Source organism: Neobacillus niacini, from assembly GCF_023715415.1.
Classification (GTDB): Bacteria; Bacillota; Bacilli; order Bacillales; family Cytobacillaceae; genus Neobacillus; species Neobacillus niacini_C.
Genome location: NZ_JAMBOB010000007.1, coordinates 224292 through 241053, shown reverse-complemented (window position 1 = coordinate 241053; position 16762 = coordinate 224292). Strand labels below are relative to the sequence as shown.

The following is a 16762-nucleotide window of genomic DNA, read 5'->3' as shown; positions in this document are numbered from 1 at the left end:
CTATAGTATTACCGAAGGCCGGCTTCTTTAGGAAACCGGCCCCGTATTGTATTAAACGATTTCATATTCCGTTACATTGCGGTCAATCACTCGTGCTCCTTTTACAGAAGCAAAGTTCCCATTTGTAGATGTGAAAACTCCGGATGCGATTATTTCCTCCATTGCTGCCTTTACCACCGCTTCCTCAATCGGTTCCTTGGGATTCTCTACTGATAAACGAGCAGGTTTCCCGAACTCCGTAACAAACTCTAATTCTAATGTTTTAGCCATTTTATTCACCTCCTCCTATCATTTATTTTCCAATTACGCTAGTAATTCGGAATTGTCGACTCTCTCAACACTGCTGAGAGTATCATCGGACAAACTGATAACCGCTTGTGCTGCTTGTAAGAGTTGATCAGCTGTCGCTAATCTTTGGATATTACTGAAGGTCTTCGCCTTTAGAAGCGGTTTGCCATCTTCACCCAATCCCACCTGGAACACCACACGTAACTTAGTGGTTGCAAGAATTGCTTGTGCCATCGTAATCACCTCCTTTCACCCCTTTATATATGGAAAAGTGGGCAAAAAGGACAGGGTCATTGAAAGTAAATTTAAAAAATGAGAATTTATCCATCCTTTTAAGGTTACTAGAAGTAAGGAGCAGGGTTATTTGCCTTATTTAAAGACACACATTCTATTAAGTTTCATTTGGACAAAAGGTTATTCCACACTAAAAAAAGGCAACTACTAAATTTAATTAGGAGTTACCTTGTTATGAATACCTTTTGTTCAATATGATAGTTGCTATGAATTCCCTACCTATCTGTAAAATTTAAATATTTTTCCTTTAAATGTATGTAAATGAACAAGAAGAATATTGAAATGATTAATATGGACATTTGGAAAAATTCGAATTCAAAGGTCAAGTCTACTACATAGAGGTTTTTCATTATATAGATGGAACCATCCAAGCGTTTGCAAATATACGACCAGGTAAAGTCCAACATATCTTAGCGGATTTTCCAATAGGCATCGGTCGAGATGACCAAGATCCAACAAAGGCTGCTATTCAAGCTATCGACAACATTCAATATCAATAATAATAAAAGCGTTAAAACAGTTGGTAGCTGTTCTCTTATTAACAAGTTTGCTATGAAACTCTTAGTTAAGCCTGTAAAGTTTGGCAGTACTTTTCTTTCCTTTCTTCTACTGTTCCAAGGTAATAATTCAATATACTATCAATATTCATATAGGAAGGTACTACTGCTTGAGGGTGTTTAAAAATAGGATAGCTGCTCCAAGGGTAAAATTCTGGCTTCCTGACCATTTTTGCTTCTACCGGATTTAAATGTATATAGCGGCTGACCTCTAGCATGCCTTCCTTATTTTCAATCACTTTATCGTAAAAACGTTTCTCATAGACATGGCCCGTTAAGCGGTACTTGGTATTGTAATAATTGGCATAGCGCTTATTGATTAATAAGCCATGAGCTTTGAAAAAGAAGCGTCTTTTGAACGAATGAGTAGATGGTAGTGATTGGTCATTAAACAGTAGGAGGCAATTTCAAATGGTATTTTTTCATGGAGTTGTTGAAGGATATGGAAAAAGGCTTGAAAATCAGATGCATTTCGAAAAAGCGGGTCGCGGCGATTACCACGACAAACAATATGATAATAACGATGACTAATCCAGACTCTCTGCGGGCGTGCCATTATGTTTCCCTCGCAATACTGATTGGTTTAGAAAAACCCGAGCGCCTTAAAGTCATTGCTTCCCAAATGGCTTGATCCGTAATCTTGCCCTCCCCAGCTAAGTCTGAAATCGTTCTAGCCAAGCGAATGATCTTGATTTGGACACGATTACTCCAATTTTGCTTAACAGCAACATTTGTAAGCATTCGATGCTGTTCATTTGTTAACGGGCTAGTTTGGGAAATCTGTTCAAATGGAACTTTAGCATTCGTTATTTCTGACTGATAGCGTTCAAATTGGCGCAGACGTGCATGTTCAACCCGATTACGAATTTCGGTGGACGATTCTTGTACCTTTGAGGGCTGGTCCAAATTTATTGACTTTAATTCTAATAAAATATCAATCCGATCCTGTATCGGCCCCGATAAACGATTACGATAAGTTTGAATTTGTTTGACAGAGCAAGTACAGTAATGATGATTGGAATCAAAGTAACCGTATTGGCAAGGATTCATTGCGCCAACGAGGATAAATGAAGATGGGTAGGTTACAGTAGAGTGTGCCCTGCTTATAGTTACCTCCCCTGTTTCGAGGGGCTGTCTTAGCATATCCATGGTCTTTTTTGTAAATTCTGCAATTTCGTCAAGGAATAATACGCCTCGATGAGCCAGTGAGATTTCACCCGGATGCGGACTTGACCCACCTCCAATAATCGCCACGGAGGAGGCTGAGTGGTGAGGATGTCTATAGGGAACGTTTTGATAACTCCTGCGCTTTTCTCCAGCAAGTTGATAAAGACTCATAACTTCTAACTGAGCTTGATTCGTAAGGGAAGGTAGTATGGAGGGAAATGTTTCGGAAAGCAGGCTTTTACCACAGCCTGGAGGTCCGCTCATTAACACATTATGTTCACCAGCAGCAGCAATTTCTAATGCTCGTTTCGCCTGCTCATGACCAATAACATGGCAAAAATCTTTTTGAACTGCTTCAGGAAATTGCGGTGCTTGCTTACTATTCCTAGGTTTAGGAAGAAATGAAAAACTTTGTTGTCCTTGTAAGTGCCCCACCACTTCTTTAATATGACTTACAACAACAAATTCCAAGCCATGCAGCATGTCGAGCGGTATGGTTGGATCTTCAGGAATGTATATCTGCTTTAAACCAAGTCCTTTTGCCGCAATTAAGGCTGGTAGCAATCCTTCCGCACTCTCGATAGTTCCATCAAGTGATAATGTACCAATAAATGCAGTATCTAGCTTGATTTCTTCCTTAATAACCTTGAGTTCCTTTAATGCCGCAATTGCCATTGCCAAATCAAACAAAGGTCCATTCTTCTTTTGCTCAGGTGGTGAAAGATTAACGACAACCTTTTGATCGGTAACATCTTCACCAAAGTGACTAAGTGCAGCTAACACCCGTTCCTTGACTCCTTAACCGAAGCATCTGGCAACCCTACAATCACCATCGACTCCTTACCTGGAGATATCCTCACTTGCACCTGAACCCGATAACCCTCAAGTCCTTTTAAACCAATACTTGATACATTCACAGTCATATAACAGCCTCCAAACCTAATTTTTTTATTGTTAGACAATCGCTCTTTTGGAGAGACTGTTGCTATTTTAAATATATTCTCAATAAATGTTTATAATAGCTGTAATTAGACAAAGAGATACTATCACGAAGGAGTTGTGTTGTTTGTTTCTGTATCATTTAGGAATAGCACTTATGATATGGTTGTTTGTCGGTTTCGTTATAGGATTAAAATCCATTCTTTTCGATGGGGTAGCAACCAGAGAATTCTACGAGCAAAACATAGGGGACGATTACGAAAATAGGTATATCAGAAGCAAAGGGGCTCTTCTTGTCACCTACACACTTGGAGGGTTGATTTCTGTAGTCGGCGATATTTATTCGATGTTTAGGAAAGATTAATCCCGTGAATTTTTGGGACCTGTTTATATCGGTGGTCGCTTTTTTGTCTAAGGTGGATAGATGGGAATAATGAATGAAATAAAATAATAGTGGTTCGTGAGAAGATATTGAAGATATAGTTGAAGAATTATACGAAGTATTTCTTTAGCTATATTTCTACAAAATAATCGAAAATCCTGCATTGACTATGGAAAAAGTAAAATAAAATGGCACTTAATTAAATGTTTCATTTTTAATAAAAGCTATCAATCCTCGAACATAATCCGAAGAGCCACAAGTGCAAGTAACACTTCTCCCTTCAACCTCTACCGTCAGGGTGGTGGTTTTCAATAAAAGTTAGTTTTCTCGAGAACCAGCCTTTGGCTTGTGACAGCGGGTGGTTTTCTTGTTTTCTAAAACGTTTTTCCTAAAGAAATATGCACTCACTTCACGCACAATTCCTTTAAGAACTGCTCGTAGAATTTCAAGAAAAGTTTCCAGGAGTATCACCTCCTTCCCTGATAAAGGAAAAGAAGACCGACAACCTAGCCACCCTCACCATATTCAGTTGCAACTACATACTAACACTGTTTAGTTATCTAAAAACCTATCAATCTTCGACAAATATCGGGTAGTGACAGCGTACTATGTCAAGTAAGAAATTTAGATTTTTGCGTATAGGAAATACACCTCAAGCATTAAATTTCAAAAAAATACCATAAGCAACTGACAGAAAACCATATAAATGAATCTCTCTTCTCGGATCTGAATAGGAATCCTACCTTGCTTCAATTCTGCATTGATGCAACCTGGTTAGTTCAAACCGGTCTATATTAACGTACAATTCGCATTTACAGGACAAGGTTAATCATGCTGTCACTCGAGGTCGTATTGCCTCCGGCACCAAAGTCGATTTTCCCTTGATCCCAGGAGAGAGATTCATTGTTTTTTCATTCGTTAAGCAGCTAGAGCAATGTTTAAATAAGTGTTCATTTTGGTATAGATTAGTTTCTTCTTAATCTCTTGAAAGATGCTGTATTCTGACTGTTTAGACTCATACGGTTTCTTATGTTTTAACATTGAAAAGGCTATTCGAATAAACTTGTTTCCTAGGGCTATGAAGGCCTTTCTGGCGTGTTTGCCACGTTCTTTTAGTTTCTCATAATAAGGACGCAAGTCTTTATTGTGTGTGGCTAGACATTTTCCTACTGTGTAAACCATAAAGCGTAAATTCTTATTTCCCTGTTTGGAAATGCGGCCATAAAACCCTTGAGTTCCTCCAGACTGGATTATGATTGGATTCGTTCCAGCTTTCTTGATCAATTGGCCTGCGTGTTCATATTGAGAGATATCCCCCAATTCACTAAAGAATTCAGCTGCCGTAGCTACCCCGATACCAGGTACAGTTAAGAGCAGACGACCATCTGTTTCTAAAAGTGCTTCTTCAATTTCCTTTTCTAGTATACTTACATTTTCATCTAACCGTTTTAAGTCCTGTACTGCCAACTTTAGTAAAAGTAATTCAGCTGAAACTTCTTCCTTTGATTTCACAATCGATTGTTCAGCTACTTTCATGAGAGTGTGGATCGTAGTTTCTTTAATTCTCAACTTTTTCTCTTTCACCAATTGAAGAAGTTTTTCTATTCCGAGTTCTAAGACGCTAGATGGGTGAGGATAATTTTCTAAGAAAAATAGAGATGGCTTTCCCCAAAACTTACTGAAAATGAGTTTTTTTTCGGGTTTATTATTTTTTATCTCTACATATCCTTGAAAGTCCCTCCAAATATGGTCCATCAGTGTTCGAATATGTACCCTTACTAGTGCTCGTTTACGAACTTCATTTCTTCTGGCACGGGTAAGAGTCATGAGACGTCTATAAATGCCTTCAGGTAGCTTGTTTTCCATTCCTTTGTTTTGAATGAGTGCATGGGCGATGGCATAAAGGTCTAAATCATCCGTTTTACTCCAATTTAACGCACTTGATCTTTCTTCATATGTAGTTGCGGCATTGATAATGGTCACTCCATAACCACGTTTTCCAAGTTCTCGCACGATGTCCTCATAATAATGACCGGTAGCTTCAACACCAATAAAAATTCTCTCAGCCTGAATCTGACCTTTTGCATTTTCTATTAATGAACACAAATGGTTTATCCCATTTTTATCTACACCAAAGAAAAATGGTTTTTCTATTACGTCCCCAAAGTAATTGCAAAGTAACGCCTTCTGAAAAAACTTAGCTGCATCTATCGCTACAACTAATACTCTTTCTAGGTTTATCCCCCTTAATTGAGAACTGAATTGACTACCTTTCTTTCCTTGTATATTATTAAGTGATTGATTATTTTTTTTAAACCCCATGTAACTTCGTCCTCCTATTTTGGAATGATGTAAGTTTGAGGTTCCCTGTCAGGTATCTTAATCTTACTTCATGAAGTGTACTGGGGTCTTTTTGTAATTTCTGGAGGAAATACCTTTCGACATTTATTATCTAATACACCAGGCACCGGAATTGATGTCTATTTTTTGGGCGCTTGACCACAGGCACCCATATGTTAATCGCGAACATCTGTAACTGGAAAAAAGGGGAATTCCTGAGCTAGATAAAACGATAGACCCGTTAGTACAACAAAATAACCAACAAAGACAACATCAACTTTCGAAAACCCTATTTTGTAATAAAATGTGCGTTCCTTTGAGTAATCAAACCTCTTTGCTTCCATAGCGACGGCTATACGAAAAGCTCTACGGATGCATTGAGACAGTAATGGAATCGAAGTGAATTTGAATAGGTGAAAAAGACCATTCATTCCAGCACCGGTTCTCACGCCTCTCACTTTTTGAGCACTGCGAATATGTTGAAATTCTTCGATCATGATCGGCATTAAGCGAATTCCAGCCATAAAACTATAGGAATATTTTGGATTAAGCTTTAACTGCTGCATCATCGAATAAAATAAATACACGGGCCTTGTTGTAAGGGCAAACGTTAAGCCCAGCAGTGCATAGGTTAATGCCCTGAATCCCAAGTGAATTCCTCGAAATAAACTTTCTTCTGTTACATGGACGAGACCCCATCTGAGAATAGTAGTATCCCCTTTACCAAAAAAGATCATCGAGGTGGTCGTCGAGATGAAAATAAATAGGAACGGTATCGAGAATAGCAAAATTCGCTTATATGGATGACCTGTAAAAAATACAAATAGGATCATCGTCATAATTGTAAAAAGAATCATTTGATTAAGATTATGAATAAAAATCACCAGGATAAACAAGAAAATCATCGTCAGGAGCTTCAGACTTGGATTGATTTTATGAAGCCATGTTTCTCTAAAATCAAATGTATTGTTCATAAGCTACTTGGTCCTTCCCATGAAGTACATGTTCGTTTTTCCAATCTTTAACGACCTTACCGTTATCAATCTCCCAAATTCTTGTCGCGAAACGCTTAACGATTTCCGAATCATGCGTGACCATGATAATGATGCACCCTTTTTGCCGTTCCCTCTCTAACAACTCAAGCAGATGGAATGTATTCTTGGAATCCTGCCCAAACGTAGGCTCATCCAAGAGCAAAAGCTTTGGATTTTCTACAAATGCAGTCGCCACACTCAGTCGGCGTTTTTGCCCTATAGAAAGATGATAGGGATGGTGGTTCTGTTTTTTTGATAATCCAAATATGGCTAATAGCTCATCCACCCTCTCTTTAATGATCGAGGGTTCTTCCTTTTTCACAGTGAGAGAATAGGAGATTTCTTCATAAACAGAGTTTGTGACAAATTGATATTCAGGATTTTGAAAGACAAAATAAGCTTCCTTTTGGAGTTGTTTGATATTCTGTATAATTTCCCCATTCAATACATAGGTTCCTGACGTTTTCAGAAGCTGCATCAATGATAATAGTAAGGTACTTTTTCCTGCTCCATTATCACCAACCACCGCGATCCATTCCCCCGATAGAGCAGAAGCCTTATCAAGTTGAACATTTATTTCTTTTTTCCGGTAACCCTTAAAGTTCTCTAATATCAGCGAGTGGTTGTAACCGTGTCCAGCATTCGATTCGAAAGACAATAAGTAATCATCCCAAACCCCCGGGTACCAGATACCATATTCTTGTAGTTGTTTACGATAAAAGGAAAACACGGTATTCACATCATCATCTGCAATGATCACCCCGTCATAGCTAAAAACAATGACACGATCTATAAAATCCAAAATGTGATCAATCTTGTGTTCGACAATAATGACCGTTTTATCTTTAGCGACGCTCTTTACACTCTCCCAAATTTGTTTAGTGCCTTCTTCATCAATCAGCGCTGTTGGTTCATCTAAAAATAAACATTCAGGATTGAGTGCTAATACTGATGCAAGCGCAAGTCGCTGCTTCATGCCTCCAGATAGAGATTGGATAGAAGAATGATATAGGTCCAATCGCAACCCAACTGCTGACAATAATTCTTCAATCCTATCAGGCATCTCACTTCTTGGCACATTAAGATTTTCTAATACAAATGCAAGCTCTTCATCGACATATGGCATACAAAATTGCGAATCCGGATCCTGGAACACGTAACCCCAGGATTCGGGATATTGAATATTTCTATACTTGATCGGTACTTCTATAGACTTTGGAATTAATCCTGAAAGTGTTTGTAAAAGAGTTGATTTACCGCATCCAGAAGGTCCGAGTAATAAGACCTTCTCACCTTTTTTAATGGTAATTGATAAATCTTTGAACAGCAGGCTGTCGTCTCCCGGAAACTTTAATCTAAGCTGTTCGACCATCGCTATATTTGTCACGTCTTCACCCCTGATTATTGATTTAAGGCGTCGTAATCTTCTTTGGAAGCAGGACGAAGTAAATTGGTAACTCCTGTTGCCTCCAGTGCCTTCGCAATGCCAAATGCCATAAACCCAGTAAAGATAACGGACCCAATCAACCTGAAACCAATGAGCAACATGAAGTTCCATGTTGACAAATCACCCATATATCCTTTGTAGTAATCCATAAATATGGACCCAATAGCCGCACCAATTCCAGCTAAGCTAACAACAAGTAAATCATAGCGCTTATACCTAAAAGCCATTATGACAAGTTCAGCAAATAACCCCTGCACCACACCATATAAAAGAACCTCCAGTCCAAATTCAGACCCCATTAGAAACTCTCCAGAAGAAGCCGCAACTTCCGCAAGAAATGCCACACCAGCTTTACGTATGATTAGGAACGCAACGGTCGCAGCAATAAACCACATTCCGTAAATCAGCTGGTCAATATGTAATCCAAATGGTTTTACTGCGTAATAAAGCGGTCCCCAAATTTTGTAAACAATCCCAAATGCGATGGATATTACGATGGTTACTAAAATGTCCGTTAACTTTAACCCTTTTTTCATTGTTTCATTCTCCTTTTTTAGCAAAGGGGAGAACTCATTCCCCTTTGCGAACATGATCTTTCCCTTAATAGCTAATATTAAGTTGTTCTTGGGAATTCACTTCAATGGGCCAATTTTCGAATGTATAAGCCATTTCCCAGAATAAGTATTCGTATTGACAGCTAATTAAGAAATGATCAATCATTCGACTTTTTTCTTTTTCGGAAGCGGTTTTTGCTAGCTCATCTAGACGATCCAATTGCTCCTGAACCAATTCGCCAAACCATTCTCCACCATATGCCGCAATCCATTCCTGATAGATCGGTTCATCCGGTGTCGCCCCTTTTAACTGCTGACCGATATCATAATAAATCCAGTAGCATGGTAGAATAGCAGCGATAATCTCTCCTAAACTTCCAGATGCTGCAACGCGATATAGATGGGAAGTATAGGCATAAGCCATTGGTGCAGGCTGGAAGTTTGCAAGCTCCTCTGATGTAACTTGCAGCTGTTTGATGAATTTCTCATGTAAGCTTAACTCTGCTTGTGAAGTGCCTTGCGCATGAGCAGCCATTCTTGCTGTAGTGTTTAAATCTTCTGCTCTCGAAGCACCAATCGCTTGAACACGAGCAAAGTGTGATAAATAATAGGAATCTTGTAATACGTAATAGCGGAAACTTTGTAAATCTAATTTTCCACTAGCAATTCCTTGAACAAATGGGTGTTCTAGATTCGCATCCCAAATCGGAGCTGCTTTTTCTCGTAGAATTTCAGTAAATGTAGACATACGATACCTCCATTTAATTAAATGCTTAGTTTTCACGTTTAATTGTCGTTTTCAAAAACATACATTTAATACTTTGTTAGATTGAATGTAAACACATCCTTGTTTGCCGGCAGCGGACGTATTTTTCCAATAAAAAAACCACTTTCTGTTGGAAGAAAGTGGTTGTATTGGAAATGTGGTTGAAACATAAGGATTTCCCGTTACACCACTTCCCTACGCTGGTTTGATCCAGATCAGGTTCTAAGAGTCTTAAAGTTTCACTTTAATCTCAGCCTTCTTAAAAGGCACCCCTAGTGGTATTTTTTATGAAATTAGTATTCAGATTATTATGTTATCACTATCCACAAGATTGTCAAACATTTTATTCAGAAAAAATTGATTCAAGGTTTTGTGTGAGCTTTTTTGTGTAAGAGCCAGCGACAAAAAACCAAGATCCTTGAGAATAATAGGTTCATCGAAACCAACCTTGTGAATGTGGTACCGCTGGCTATTTACCAAAAAAAACTATAAACATTCGTTTCATCTGAACATACAAGAACAAATGTAAACCTTTTAAGGCTAGGTAGTTATATAGATGGGGTGGCAAAACTCTGCAAAAAATCTTGCGCAGTTATGCACTTTTTCCTTGCAAAATACAAGAGTTCCGAAATGGATTTATACTCATGAGCGATTCCAAGCTATTTTCTTTTAATCACAAATGGAAATCAGCAGAGCAGCTAAGTAAAATAACAACTGAAAATGCAAACAATCCGGTATCATTTATCATTGAACCTCCAAAGAAGGTCAGGAAGAGAAAGTCCAAAATGAAGTTAATGCATTTACCAGCATTATAATGTAGATATGATAATAAGAAAATTCAAACTTTTCTATAATAAACCTTCTAATGGTACGCTCATGCGTACCACATGAAAAAATTTCCTATGTTAATTTCTCCTTATACCAATGAACGGACAGGGTGTAAAGAGAACTATGAGTAGAATCGTTGTTGTAAAATTAAAAGAACTACTTATAGAAAAAGGAATGTCGCTAAGAGAACTATCTCGTGAAAGTGATGTCCGTCATGCAGCTTTAAGTGAATTAGCGAACCAAAAGAGGCTCAGCGTACACTTTCATCATCTAGCCCAAATAGCGGATGCACTAGAAATTGACGATATGAATCAAATCATTTCATTCAAGAAAATCGAAGACTAATCTAGAATCTATTAGGCAAATGTTATTAAAGATAAACCTTTATTTTATATTTTAGGATAGTTTAGAAGTAAAAAATCCAAAGGATACGCATATGTCCCTTTGGATTTTTTATGTATTTACTAGTTTTGGAAGTTTGCTCAGGATATTTGTATAATGTGTGTATTCATTGTAACTAACAAGGATTTTCTCATTACTGTCACGTATTATTAAGATGAGGTGAACTATGAGACACAGTATAGAAAAAATTGTACCCCACTGTATTTTCTGCAAAAAAGATTTGAAAGCCGGCCAGTTTGTCTATATGGATGGCATAAACGGTATTGTTCATGCCAATTGTTCCAATTGGAAAAGAGACTTTATCAAAGATAAAGGGCTATTCGAGGTAATTGTAAATAAGTATCCATATTATTTTAAAGTATTTAAAGTCTAGTAAAGCAGTAAAAACTCCCTATGAATTAGGACCGAGTAAATAGTAGATAAAAACCTTTCCAACTAAAATGGCTGTCATTTATGGGAGGAACCCATATGGCGATTAGAAGAGGGTAATCATTTAGTAAGGGTACAGAAGGGGCACTAACATCGTAAGGTGGCAGAAGCCCCTTCAATTGCATCCATTTATTAAACTAATATAAATATCCCCATTTTTACTATTCCACCTTTTCAACACTTTCCAGCGCCTCTCAGAAGGTACAAACCCTGCATTGCCAACATTTCCAACGATTAATTAATTGATTAGTTAATCCCAATTCCACTAATTAAACGTTTGATTAGATAAACATTTAGTCCCTCAATTCAGCTAGTAAGATTTTTTGAATAGATAAAGATGTAGGATTGTTTTACTTATTTGTCCATTTTTTTTCATCAAGAACTACTGAAGAGGGAACACCGGGTTAGCAAAATTCAGATTATTATATACTTCTTTAATATTCTCAAATACAAAATCAGGTTTATAATTTGTATTATCAAGGTCTCCTATTTTTGTTTCACCCGTAAGTACAACACCTGTTGTAACACCTGCATTGATACCACATGCTATATCCGTGTATAACCTATCGCCTAAAACAATTGTTTCATCTTTACTAAAGTCACTATTCTTAATTGCTAGTTCTACCATTAAAGGGTTAGGCTTTCCTATAAAAGTTGGTTGTCTTCCTGTAGCTGTTGCTAACATATTACATATTGATCCACAGTCTGGAATAAAGCCATGTGATGTAGGGCATACCAAATCCATATTTGTTGCAATAAAGTCTACTCCATTATTCAATAATTGACATGCATCAACTAGTTTATTAAATGTAAGTTCCGTGTCAAAACCAACAACTAAGCAATTTACTGCCTGATCATATCTGTCTGTAACCCAGATATTATTATGTTCTAATTCCTTTTTGAATGATTCTGTACCTAATACATAAATTTTCTTATTCTTATAATACTGTGTTAAGTATATTGATGTTGCTTGCGAAGAGGTCAAGAAATTACTTTCGTCAACATGTATACCTAGATGTGTAAGTTTCACAATGTAGTCTTGAACACTTTTTGATGAGTTATTTGTTAAAAAAACATACTTACCACCACTATTTTTCAAAGCTTCTAGAAATTCTAAGCTTTTATCAAATAAAATATTGTCCAAATAAATTGTTCCATCCATATCTAATAAAAAGAGTTTCTTTTGTGAAAGTCCCCTAGTTCCTATCATTAAATATTCTCTCCGCTCTTTTTAAATCATCATGATTATCAATTTCCATCCAATTTCCAACTAAAGGACATGTTAGGAAATCTATATCCTTAAGTGCATCATTTAATGCTATTTCGGTCCACTGGTTGAGATCTTTTTTGTTTTCAATATAATCAATTATCTTTTCGTAAAACACATTAGAACCCTGGGAAGTAAATTTATATACATCTATAGATACACCAAAGGCATTCTCTTGTGTAATTTTCTTACTAATTTCAACAATTTTCCCATCAACTGATGATACTTTCATATTTTCGTCATTATAAGTGCCTTTTTCTACCACAATTGAATTTTTATATTTATTTAAAATAAGCTCAGTAATAACAGAACCATCAAAAAATACATCTGCGTTCATTAAAATAAATTCATCATTGATAAAATTTTCTTTTGCTAAGAAGGCCGAATACATGTTATTAGTCTTATCATACTCATCGTTTATAATAACATTAACAAAAGGATACGACCTTCCTAAAGCATTCTTTATTATTTCAGATTTGTAACCTGCCACTACAGTAATTTCCTGAACGCCGTTTTCTACCAAATTATTAATTTGTTTGAAAAGTATTGGAATTCCGTTTACTTCTACCATAGACTTTGGAATATCATCAGTTATTGGTCTTAATCTGGTTCCCATACCTGCTGCTAAAATTAAAGCTTTCAATTTATTGCCTCCATTAACTCATTGTAAATTTCTTCTAAATTTCCCTTTGTTAGGTTAATTGTATTAAGTATTGAAAAACGATCAGGTCTTGTAGATTGGGCTTTTAACCATGCATCAATAAAGGTCTCTTTAGAAATACCTAATTGACTAGGAGAAACATTAATATTATAACGTTGTAAAAATTCTAAGATAATCGAATAGTCTCTTTTCTGTAATATACAACTTGCTAAACAACCCAATGCAACTTTTAATCCATGTGGTGCATCAATATTAAAGTATTCATCTAAAGAATGACTAAATAGATGTTCAGATCCACTACAAGGTCTACTGTTCCCAGAAATATCCATCGCCAATCCACTTAATACTAGCGATTGTGCTAATTGACGAATAAAGTTCTTACTACGTATGTTAGTTTCTCGAGAATATAACAACATGTTAAGTGCCGTATCGGAAAGTAAATAAGCAAAATCATTTGCAAGTATATTTTTATATTTACACTCAAGCTTCCAATCAAATAGTGCTGAATAGTTAGAAACTGTATCCCCAATCCCAGACATTAATAAAAATTCTGGTGTGTTTTTTATTATTCCAATATCAATTAATATCCCATCCGGGATTTTACATCCAAAACTTTTTGCTCTACCCTTTACAGTTTTCAATACAGCAATAGGTGATGCTATACCGTCATTACTTAATATTGTGGGGATACTAATATACTTTTTCTTACTAACGTAAGCAGCATATTTTGCAGTATCTAATACCTTTCCCCCTCCAATACCTATTATTATGTCGAAGTCTTCTATAGAAATAATCTTTGCTACCTCTACTGCAACATCATAAGAACTGACTTCAACAAAGTAAATAGACAAATTATCTAGTTGAAACTGCAAATTTTCAAATTCCGGATTAAATTTCTCATAAACACCATTCGATGTAAATACCATTATTTTCTTCTTCTCTATATTATCAAATTGTTTATCTAATTTTTCTTTTAGATTTTGAAATATATTTTCTTCTATACTTAAAAATAAAGGCAAATTAAATGCTTGCATCCCTTCACCTCCCAATTGAACATTATTAAATCTAAATCCATTAACAATTAAAAAAATTGCTAATTACTGACGATATTACTTTAAAGGCTAGGTAGGAAATTTACTGAACCTCGTTCGCTTTATCATTTTTAATTACATAATCCCCAAAATCTATTTTAAGAATTCCATGCCGATTAACTCTTTTTTCAATTGGTGGAAACTCCATATAATTTCCATACAAATTTTTTAAATAAAATTCTGGAAAACTTGGAATAGAGAATTGATATCCTTCAAAATTATACATCTTAGTTTGTTTAACAGTAGCTACTGGTAAAAACTCTTTATATCTATAAGCACCTTCCAAGTTAATTACATTTTCACAATTATTATTATTGTATTTTGTTTCCTCATTGATAACACAGTTAAGCAAAAACCCTTTACTTACAGGCTTTAAAAGATAAAAGAGATACTTTTTTGTTCCACTCATTATCTTGTCACTTTTATTCCAATGATTATATCCGCATTTATAAATTAATAAATTTCTAAAAAGCCTTACCTTTTTACTTTGTATTGTTTGCTTTTTTACCTCATTTGGCATATTATCGAATGGAAAAACATCTATAAATATTCCTTTGTGACTTTGATTATCTTTTGCAATTTCTTCGATATACTCAGTATTATTAATCTTTATTTTAGCGAATGCAAAACCAAAATCTTTATCTGTCTCAGATATCTGTAAAAAATATCTTTGATCCAACTCCCCATTACAAACATTTAAAAAACGATCATAATCACTTCTAAGCATTCCTATATCCAAATCATCATCCCAAGGAATAAAACCGCTATGGCGGATGGCTCCAAGCAATGTACCGCCAATTAGAAAGTAATTTATTTTATGTTTTTCACATATTCGCTTTATTTCTAAAGCAAGATCAAGTTGACAAAGTTGGAGTTTTCTTAACTGCTTATCCATATTCTTACGCATCCTCCATCATAAACATTCTACATTAAAATATAGTCCTGTTAAGCTATATGTGTGATATTAGAATTTATCTAAATAATACTTACTCTCTTCCTATTTACAAATATTTTCAATTGTAGTTTTTATTAAGTCATCATATTTATCCCATGAATAACTTTTAGCAGTTTTACGAGCATTATCACTCATAGACGGTAACTTGTCCCTATTTTGATCAAACCAAACTAATTTCTCATAAATATCTTTAGAATTTCCTGTCCGAACTACGAATCCGTTATATCCATCTTCTATTAGGTCACTAACTCCCGAATTATCTGAACAAATTGTTGGAATTCCGCATGACAATGCTTCTAGAACTGATAAACCAAAACCATCAGCCAAAGAAGGAAAGATAAGAATATCTGCTTTACTAAAGAAGTGTAACAATTTATCCTTTGTCACGTGACCTTCAAAATCGCATTTATCCTTAAAATCATTATAGTATTTAGATTGCTCATCATATTCCCCAATAAATCTGAATGAAAATTTCTCTAGATCAATGTCTTTGATTGCATCAAGCAAATAGAAAGCTCCTTTTTTCTGCGACACCTTTCCAATAAAGATACAGTTCAATCTCCTTTTTTCATATACATTCTTTATTTTCACTGAAAAAAAGCTACTATCTATTCCATAAGTGCATTTGAAAATTCTATCACTGGGTACACCACTGTAATTTAATGAACGTTCGCTAAAAGATGATGCAACTAAAAAATATTGGCCTAATTCAATTTCTTTTTTACTATCACAAAGAGTTTTTAAGTAGGAAGATGACTGTACTTCTTGTTTTAAAGTAAAAGTATATTTATTATTTTCTTTTAAATCATTATTATATATAAGATCCATATATGATAAGTTTGGAGCCGACATATCTATAATTCTTTTAATATTAGGTGCCTTACGTTTTAATATTTCAAACGCCTTATATGATAAGGTATCATACATAATTACTGCGTCTACTTTATGTTTAATTGCATAGCGAGCTACTTTCCGATTAAACAAATTCAGTATAACCCTATGCCATTTATAGTAAAATATCTTCTTTCTATCTAATCGCCTAATTAACAGTAATAATAGACTTTCGAACTCACAAAATTGTACAATATCATCATTTTCGAGGTAATCACTCTTTCGTGTGTTAGCACGGGTTAAGTTTTCTCCCCTTAAAAACCCTTTTACAACTGATGTTAATGAATTCTCCTTATCATATACACTAGTCACATATTTATATAAATACCCTGTTTTCTTAAGTGCAGCAGCAGTCCTAAACGAGTGCTGTTGAGCAGGGTGTGTAATCAATACCTTAATATTGCCTTTCACTATTATATCTCTCCTAACTTCCTTTTCAAACCGACCTTTTAGGAATTTTTGACCTACTG

At 35.6% G+C, this 16762-nt stretch carries 16 protein-coding genes, 2 pseudogenes and 1 riboswitch; of the genes and pseudogenes, 3 read left to right on the top strand and 15 right to left on the bottom strand.

The features are described from left to right. Nucleotides 1–51: 51 nt before the first annotated feature. Complete coding sequence (locus M3189_RS18180) at nucleotides 52–270, bottom strand: DUF2922 domain-containing protein (protein ID WP_251636192.1); 219 nt, start codon at nucleotides 268–270, stop codon at nucleotides 52–54. A gap of 33 nt (nucleotides 271–303) precedes the next feature. Continuing rightward, nucleotides 304–522 (bottom strand): DUF1659 domain-containing protein, encoded by a 219-nt coding sequence (locus tag M3189_RS18175; RefSeq protein ID WP_251636190.1) that lies wholly within the window; start codon nucleotides 520–522, stop codon nucleotides 304–306. Between the two features lie 359 nt (nucleotides 523–881). On the opposite strand from M3189_RS18175, the gene M3189_RS18170 reads away from it, so the two are divergent. Next, nucleotides 882–1082: a hypothetical protein gene (locus tag M3189_RS18170; protein ID WP_251636188.1), complete on the top strand. Its 201-nt coding sequence runs from the start codon at nucleotides 882–884 to the stop codon at nucleotides 1080–1082. A gap of 65 nt (nucleotides 1083–1147) precedes the next feature. Here M3189_RS18170 and M3189_RS27325 read toward each other — a convergent pair. Then, nucleotides 1148–1695 (bottom strand): annotated as a pseudogene (locus M3189_RS27325) (REP-associated tyrosine transposase). Continuing rightward, nucleotides 1695–3229 (bottom strand): annotated as a pseudogene (locus M3189_RS18160) (YifB family Mg chelatase-like AAA ATPase). The pseudogenes M3189_RS27325 and M3189_RS18160 overlap by 1 nt, the downstream one beginning before the upstream one ends. 86 nt (nucleotides 3230–3315) lie before the next feature. Here M3189_RS18160 and M3189_RS18155 point away from each other — a divergent pair. Beyond that, entirely contained in the window at nucleotides 3316–3609 is a 294-nt protein-coding gene (locus M3189_RS18155; RefSeq protein WP_251636186.1) for a hypothetical protein, read from the top strand. A 936-nt stretch (nucleotides 3610–4545) separates the two neighbouring features. Here the strand turns inward: M3189_RS18155 and M3189_RS18150 are convergent. The 6 genes from M3189_RS18150 to M3189_RS26990 all read right to left on the bottom strand — a co-directional run bounded on the left by M3189_RS18150 (nucleotide 4546) and on the right by M3189_RS26990 (nucleotide 9938). After that, a complete protein-coding gene (locus M3189_RS18150; protein ID WP_251636183.1) occupies nucleotides 4546–5949 on the bottom strand; it encodes an IS110 family transposase in 1404 nt (467 codons plus the stop codon). A gap of 194 nt (nucleotides 5950–6143) precedes the next feature. Then, nucleotides 6144–6941, bottom strand: a complete 798-nt coding sequence (locus M3189_RS18145; protein ID WP_251636181.1) for an energy-coupling factor transporter transmembrane component T family protein — start codon at nucleotides 6939–6941, stop codon at nucleotides 6144–6146. After that, nucleotides 6925–8388 carry an ABC transporter ATP-binding protein gene (locus M3189_RS18140; RefSeq protein ID WP_251636179.1) on the bottom strand — a complete coding sequence of 488 codons (1464 nt, stop codon included), beginning with the start codon at nucleotides 8386–8388 and terminating at the stop codon, nucleotides 6925–6927. The genes M3189_RS18145 and M3189_RS18140 overlap by 17 nt, the downstream gene beginning before the upstream one ends. A 14-nt stretch (nucleotides 8389–8402) precedes the next feature. Next, entirely contained in the window at nucleotides 8403–8984 is a 582-nt protein-coding gene (locus tag M3189_RS18135) for an ECF transporter S component (protein ID WP_095250202.1), read from the bottom strand. A 64-nt stretch (nucleotides 8985–9048) separates the two neighbouring features. Further along, nucleotides 9049–9750 (bottom strand): thiaminase II, encoded by a 702-nt coding sequence (tenA, locus tag M3189_RS18130; RefSeq protein ID WP_251636177.1) that lies wholly within the window; start codon nucleotides 9748–9750, stop codon nucleotides 9049–9051. Nucleotides 9751–9815: 65 nt separating this feature from the next. After that, the gene (locus M3189_RS26990) at nucleotides 9816–9938 is read right to left on the bottom strand and encodes a hypothetical protein (RefSeq protein ID WP_285889724.1); all 123 of its coding nucleotides are present in this window, start codon (nucleotides 9936–9938) and stop codon (nucleotides 9816–9818) included. Between the two features lie 5 nt (nucleotides 9939–9943). Beyond that, nucleotides 9944–10052: riboswitch (TPP riboswitch) on the bottom strand. A 667-nt stretch (nucleotides 10053–10719) separates the two neighbouring features. On the opposite strand from M3189_RS26990, the gene M3189_RS18125 reads away from it, so the two are divergent. Next, nucleotides 10720–10941 carry a helix-turn-helix domain-containing protein gene (locus M3189_RS18125; RefSeq protein ID WP_251636175.1) on the top strand — a complete coding sequence of 74 codons (222 nt, stop codon included), beginning with the start codon at nucleotides 10720–10722 and terminating at the stop codon, nucleotides 10939–10941. An 868-nt stretch (nucleotides 10942–11809) separates the two neighbouring features. Here the strand turns inward: M3189_RS18125 and M3189_RS18120 are convergent. The 5 genes from M3189_RS18120 to M3189_RS27185 all read right to left on the bottom strand — a co-directional run bounded on the left by M3189_RS18120 (nucleotide 11810) and on the right by M3189_RS27185 (nucleotide 16703). After that, nucleotides 11810–12637: an HAD-IIA family hydrolase gene (locus M3189_RS18120; RefSeq protein WP_251636173.1), complete on the bottom strand. Its 828-nt coding sequence runs from the start codon at nucleotides 12635–12637 to the stop codon at nucleotides 11810–11812. Then, the gene (locus M3189_RS18115) at nucleotides 12624–13337 is read right to left on the bottom strand and encodes a sugar phosphate nucleotidyltransferase (protein ID WP_251636164.1); all 714 of its coding nucleotides are present in this window, start codon (nucleotides 13335–13337) and stop codon (nucleotides 12624–12626) included. Before M3189_RS18115 ends, M3189_RS18120 begins: the two co-directional genes overlap by 14 nt. Continuing rightward, complete coding sequence (locus tag M3189_RS18110; protein WP_251636161.1) at nucleotides 13334–14389, bottom strand: iron-containing alcohol dehydrogenase family protein; 1056 nt, start codon at nucleotides 14387–14389, stop codon at nucleotides 13334–13336. Before M3189_RS18110 ends, M3189_RS18115 begins: the two co-directional genes overlap by 4 nt. Nucleotides 14390–14489: 100 nt before the next feature. After that, complete coding sequence (locus tag M3189_RS18105) at nucleotides 14490–15341, bottom strand: LicD family protein (RefSeq protein WP_251636151.1); 852 nt, start codon at nucleotides 15339–15341, stop codon at nucleotides 14490–14492. A gap of 102 nt (nucleotides 15342–15443) precedes the next feature. Further along, nucleotides 15444–16703: a glycosyltransferase family 4 protein gene (locus M3189_RS27185; RefSeq protein WP_251636149.1), complete on the bottom strand. Its 1260-nt coding sequence runs from the start codon at nucleotides 16701–16703 to the stop codon at nucleotides 15444–15446. Between the last annotated feature and the right edge of the window lie 59 nt (nucleotides 16704–16762).

Excerpts from the sequence above, each read along its gene's own strand:
- M3189_RS18180 (WP_251636192.1), bottom strand. The coding sequence starts at position 270 with ATGGCTAAAACATTAGAATTAGAGTTTGTTACGGAGTTCGGGAAACCT.
- M3189_RS18150 (WP_251636183.1), bottom strand. The coding sequence starts at position 5,949 with ATGGGGTTTAAAAAAAATAATCAATCACTTAATAATATACAAGGAAAG.
- M3189_RS18145 (WP_251636181.1), bottom strand. The coding sequence starts at position 6,941 with ATGAACAATACATTTGATTTTAGAGAAACATGGCTTCATAAAATCAAT.
- M3189_RS18135 (WP_095250202.1), bottom strand. The coding sequence starts at position 8,984 with ATGAAAAAAGGGTTAAAGTTAACGGACATTTTAGTAACCATCGTAATA.
- M3189_RS18110 (WP_251636161.1), bottom strand. The coding sequence starts at position 14,389 with ATGCAAGCATTTAATTTGCCTTTATTTTTAAGTATAGAAGAAAATATA.
- M3189_RS18155 (WP_251636186.1), top strand. The coding sequence starts at position 3,316 with ATGTTTATAATAGCTGTAATTAGACAAAGAGATACTATCACGAAGGAG.
- M3189_RS18105 (WP_251636151.1), bottom strand. The coding sequence starts at position 15,341 with ATGGATAAGCAGTTAAGAAAACTCCAACTTTGTCAACTTGATCTTGCT.
- M3189_RS18175 (WP_251636190.1), bottom strand. The coding sequence starts at position 522 with ATGGCACAAGCAATTCTTGCAACCACTAAGTTACGTGTGGTGTTCCAG.
- M3189_RS18125 (WP_251636175.1), top strand. The coding sequence starts at position 10,720 with ATGAGTAGAATCGTTGTTGTAAAATTAAAAGAACTACTTATAGAAAAA.
- M3189_RS26990 (WP_285889724.1), bottom strand. The coding sequence starts at position 9,938 with ATGTTTCAACCACATTTCCAATACAACCACTTTCTTCCAACAGAAAGT.
- tenA (WP_251636177.1), bottom strand. The coding sequence starts at position 9,750 with ATGTCTACATTTACTGAAATTCTACGAGAAAAAGCAGCTCCGATTTGG.
- M3189_RS18120 (WP_251636173.1), bottom strand. The coding sequence starts at position 12,637 with ATGATAGGAACTAGGGGACTTTCACAAAAGAAACTCTTTTTATTAGAT.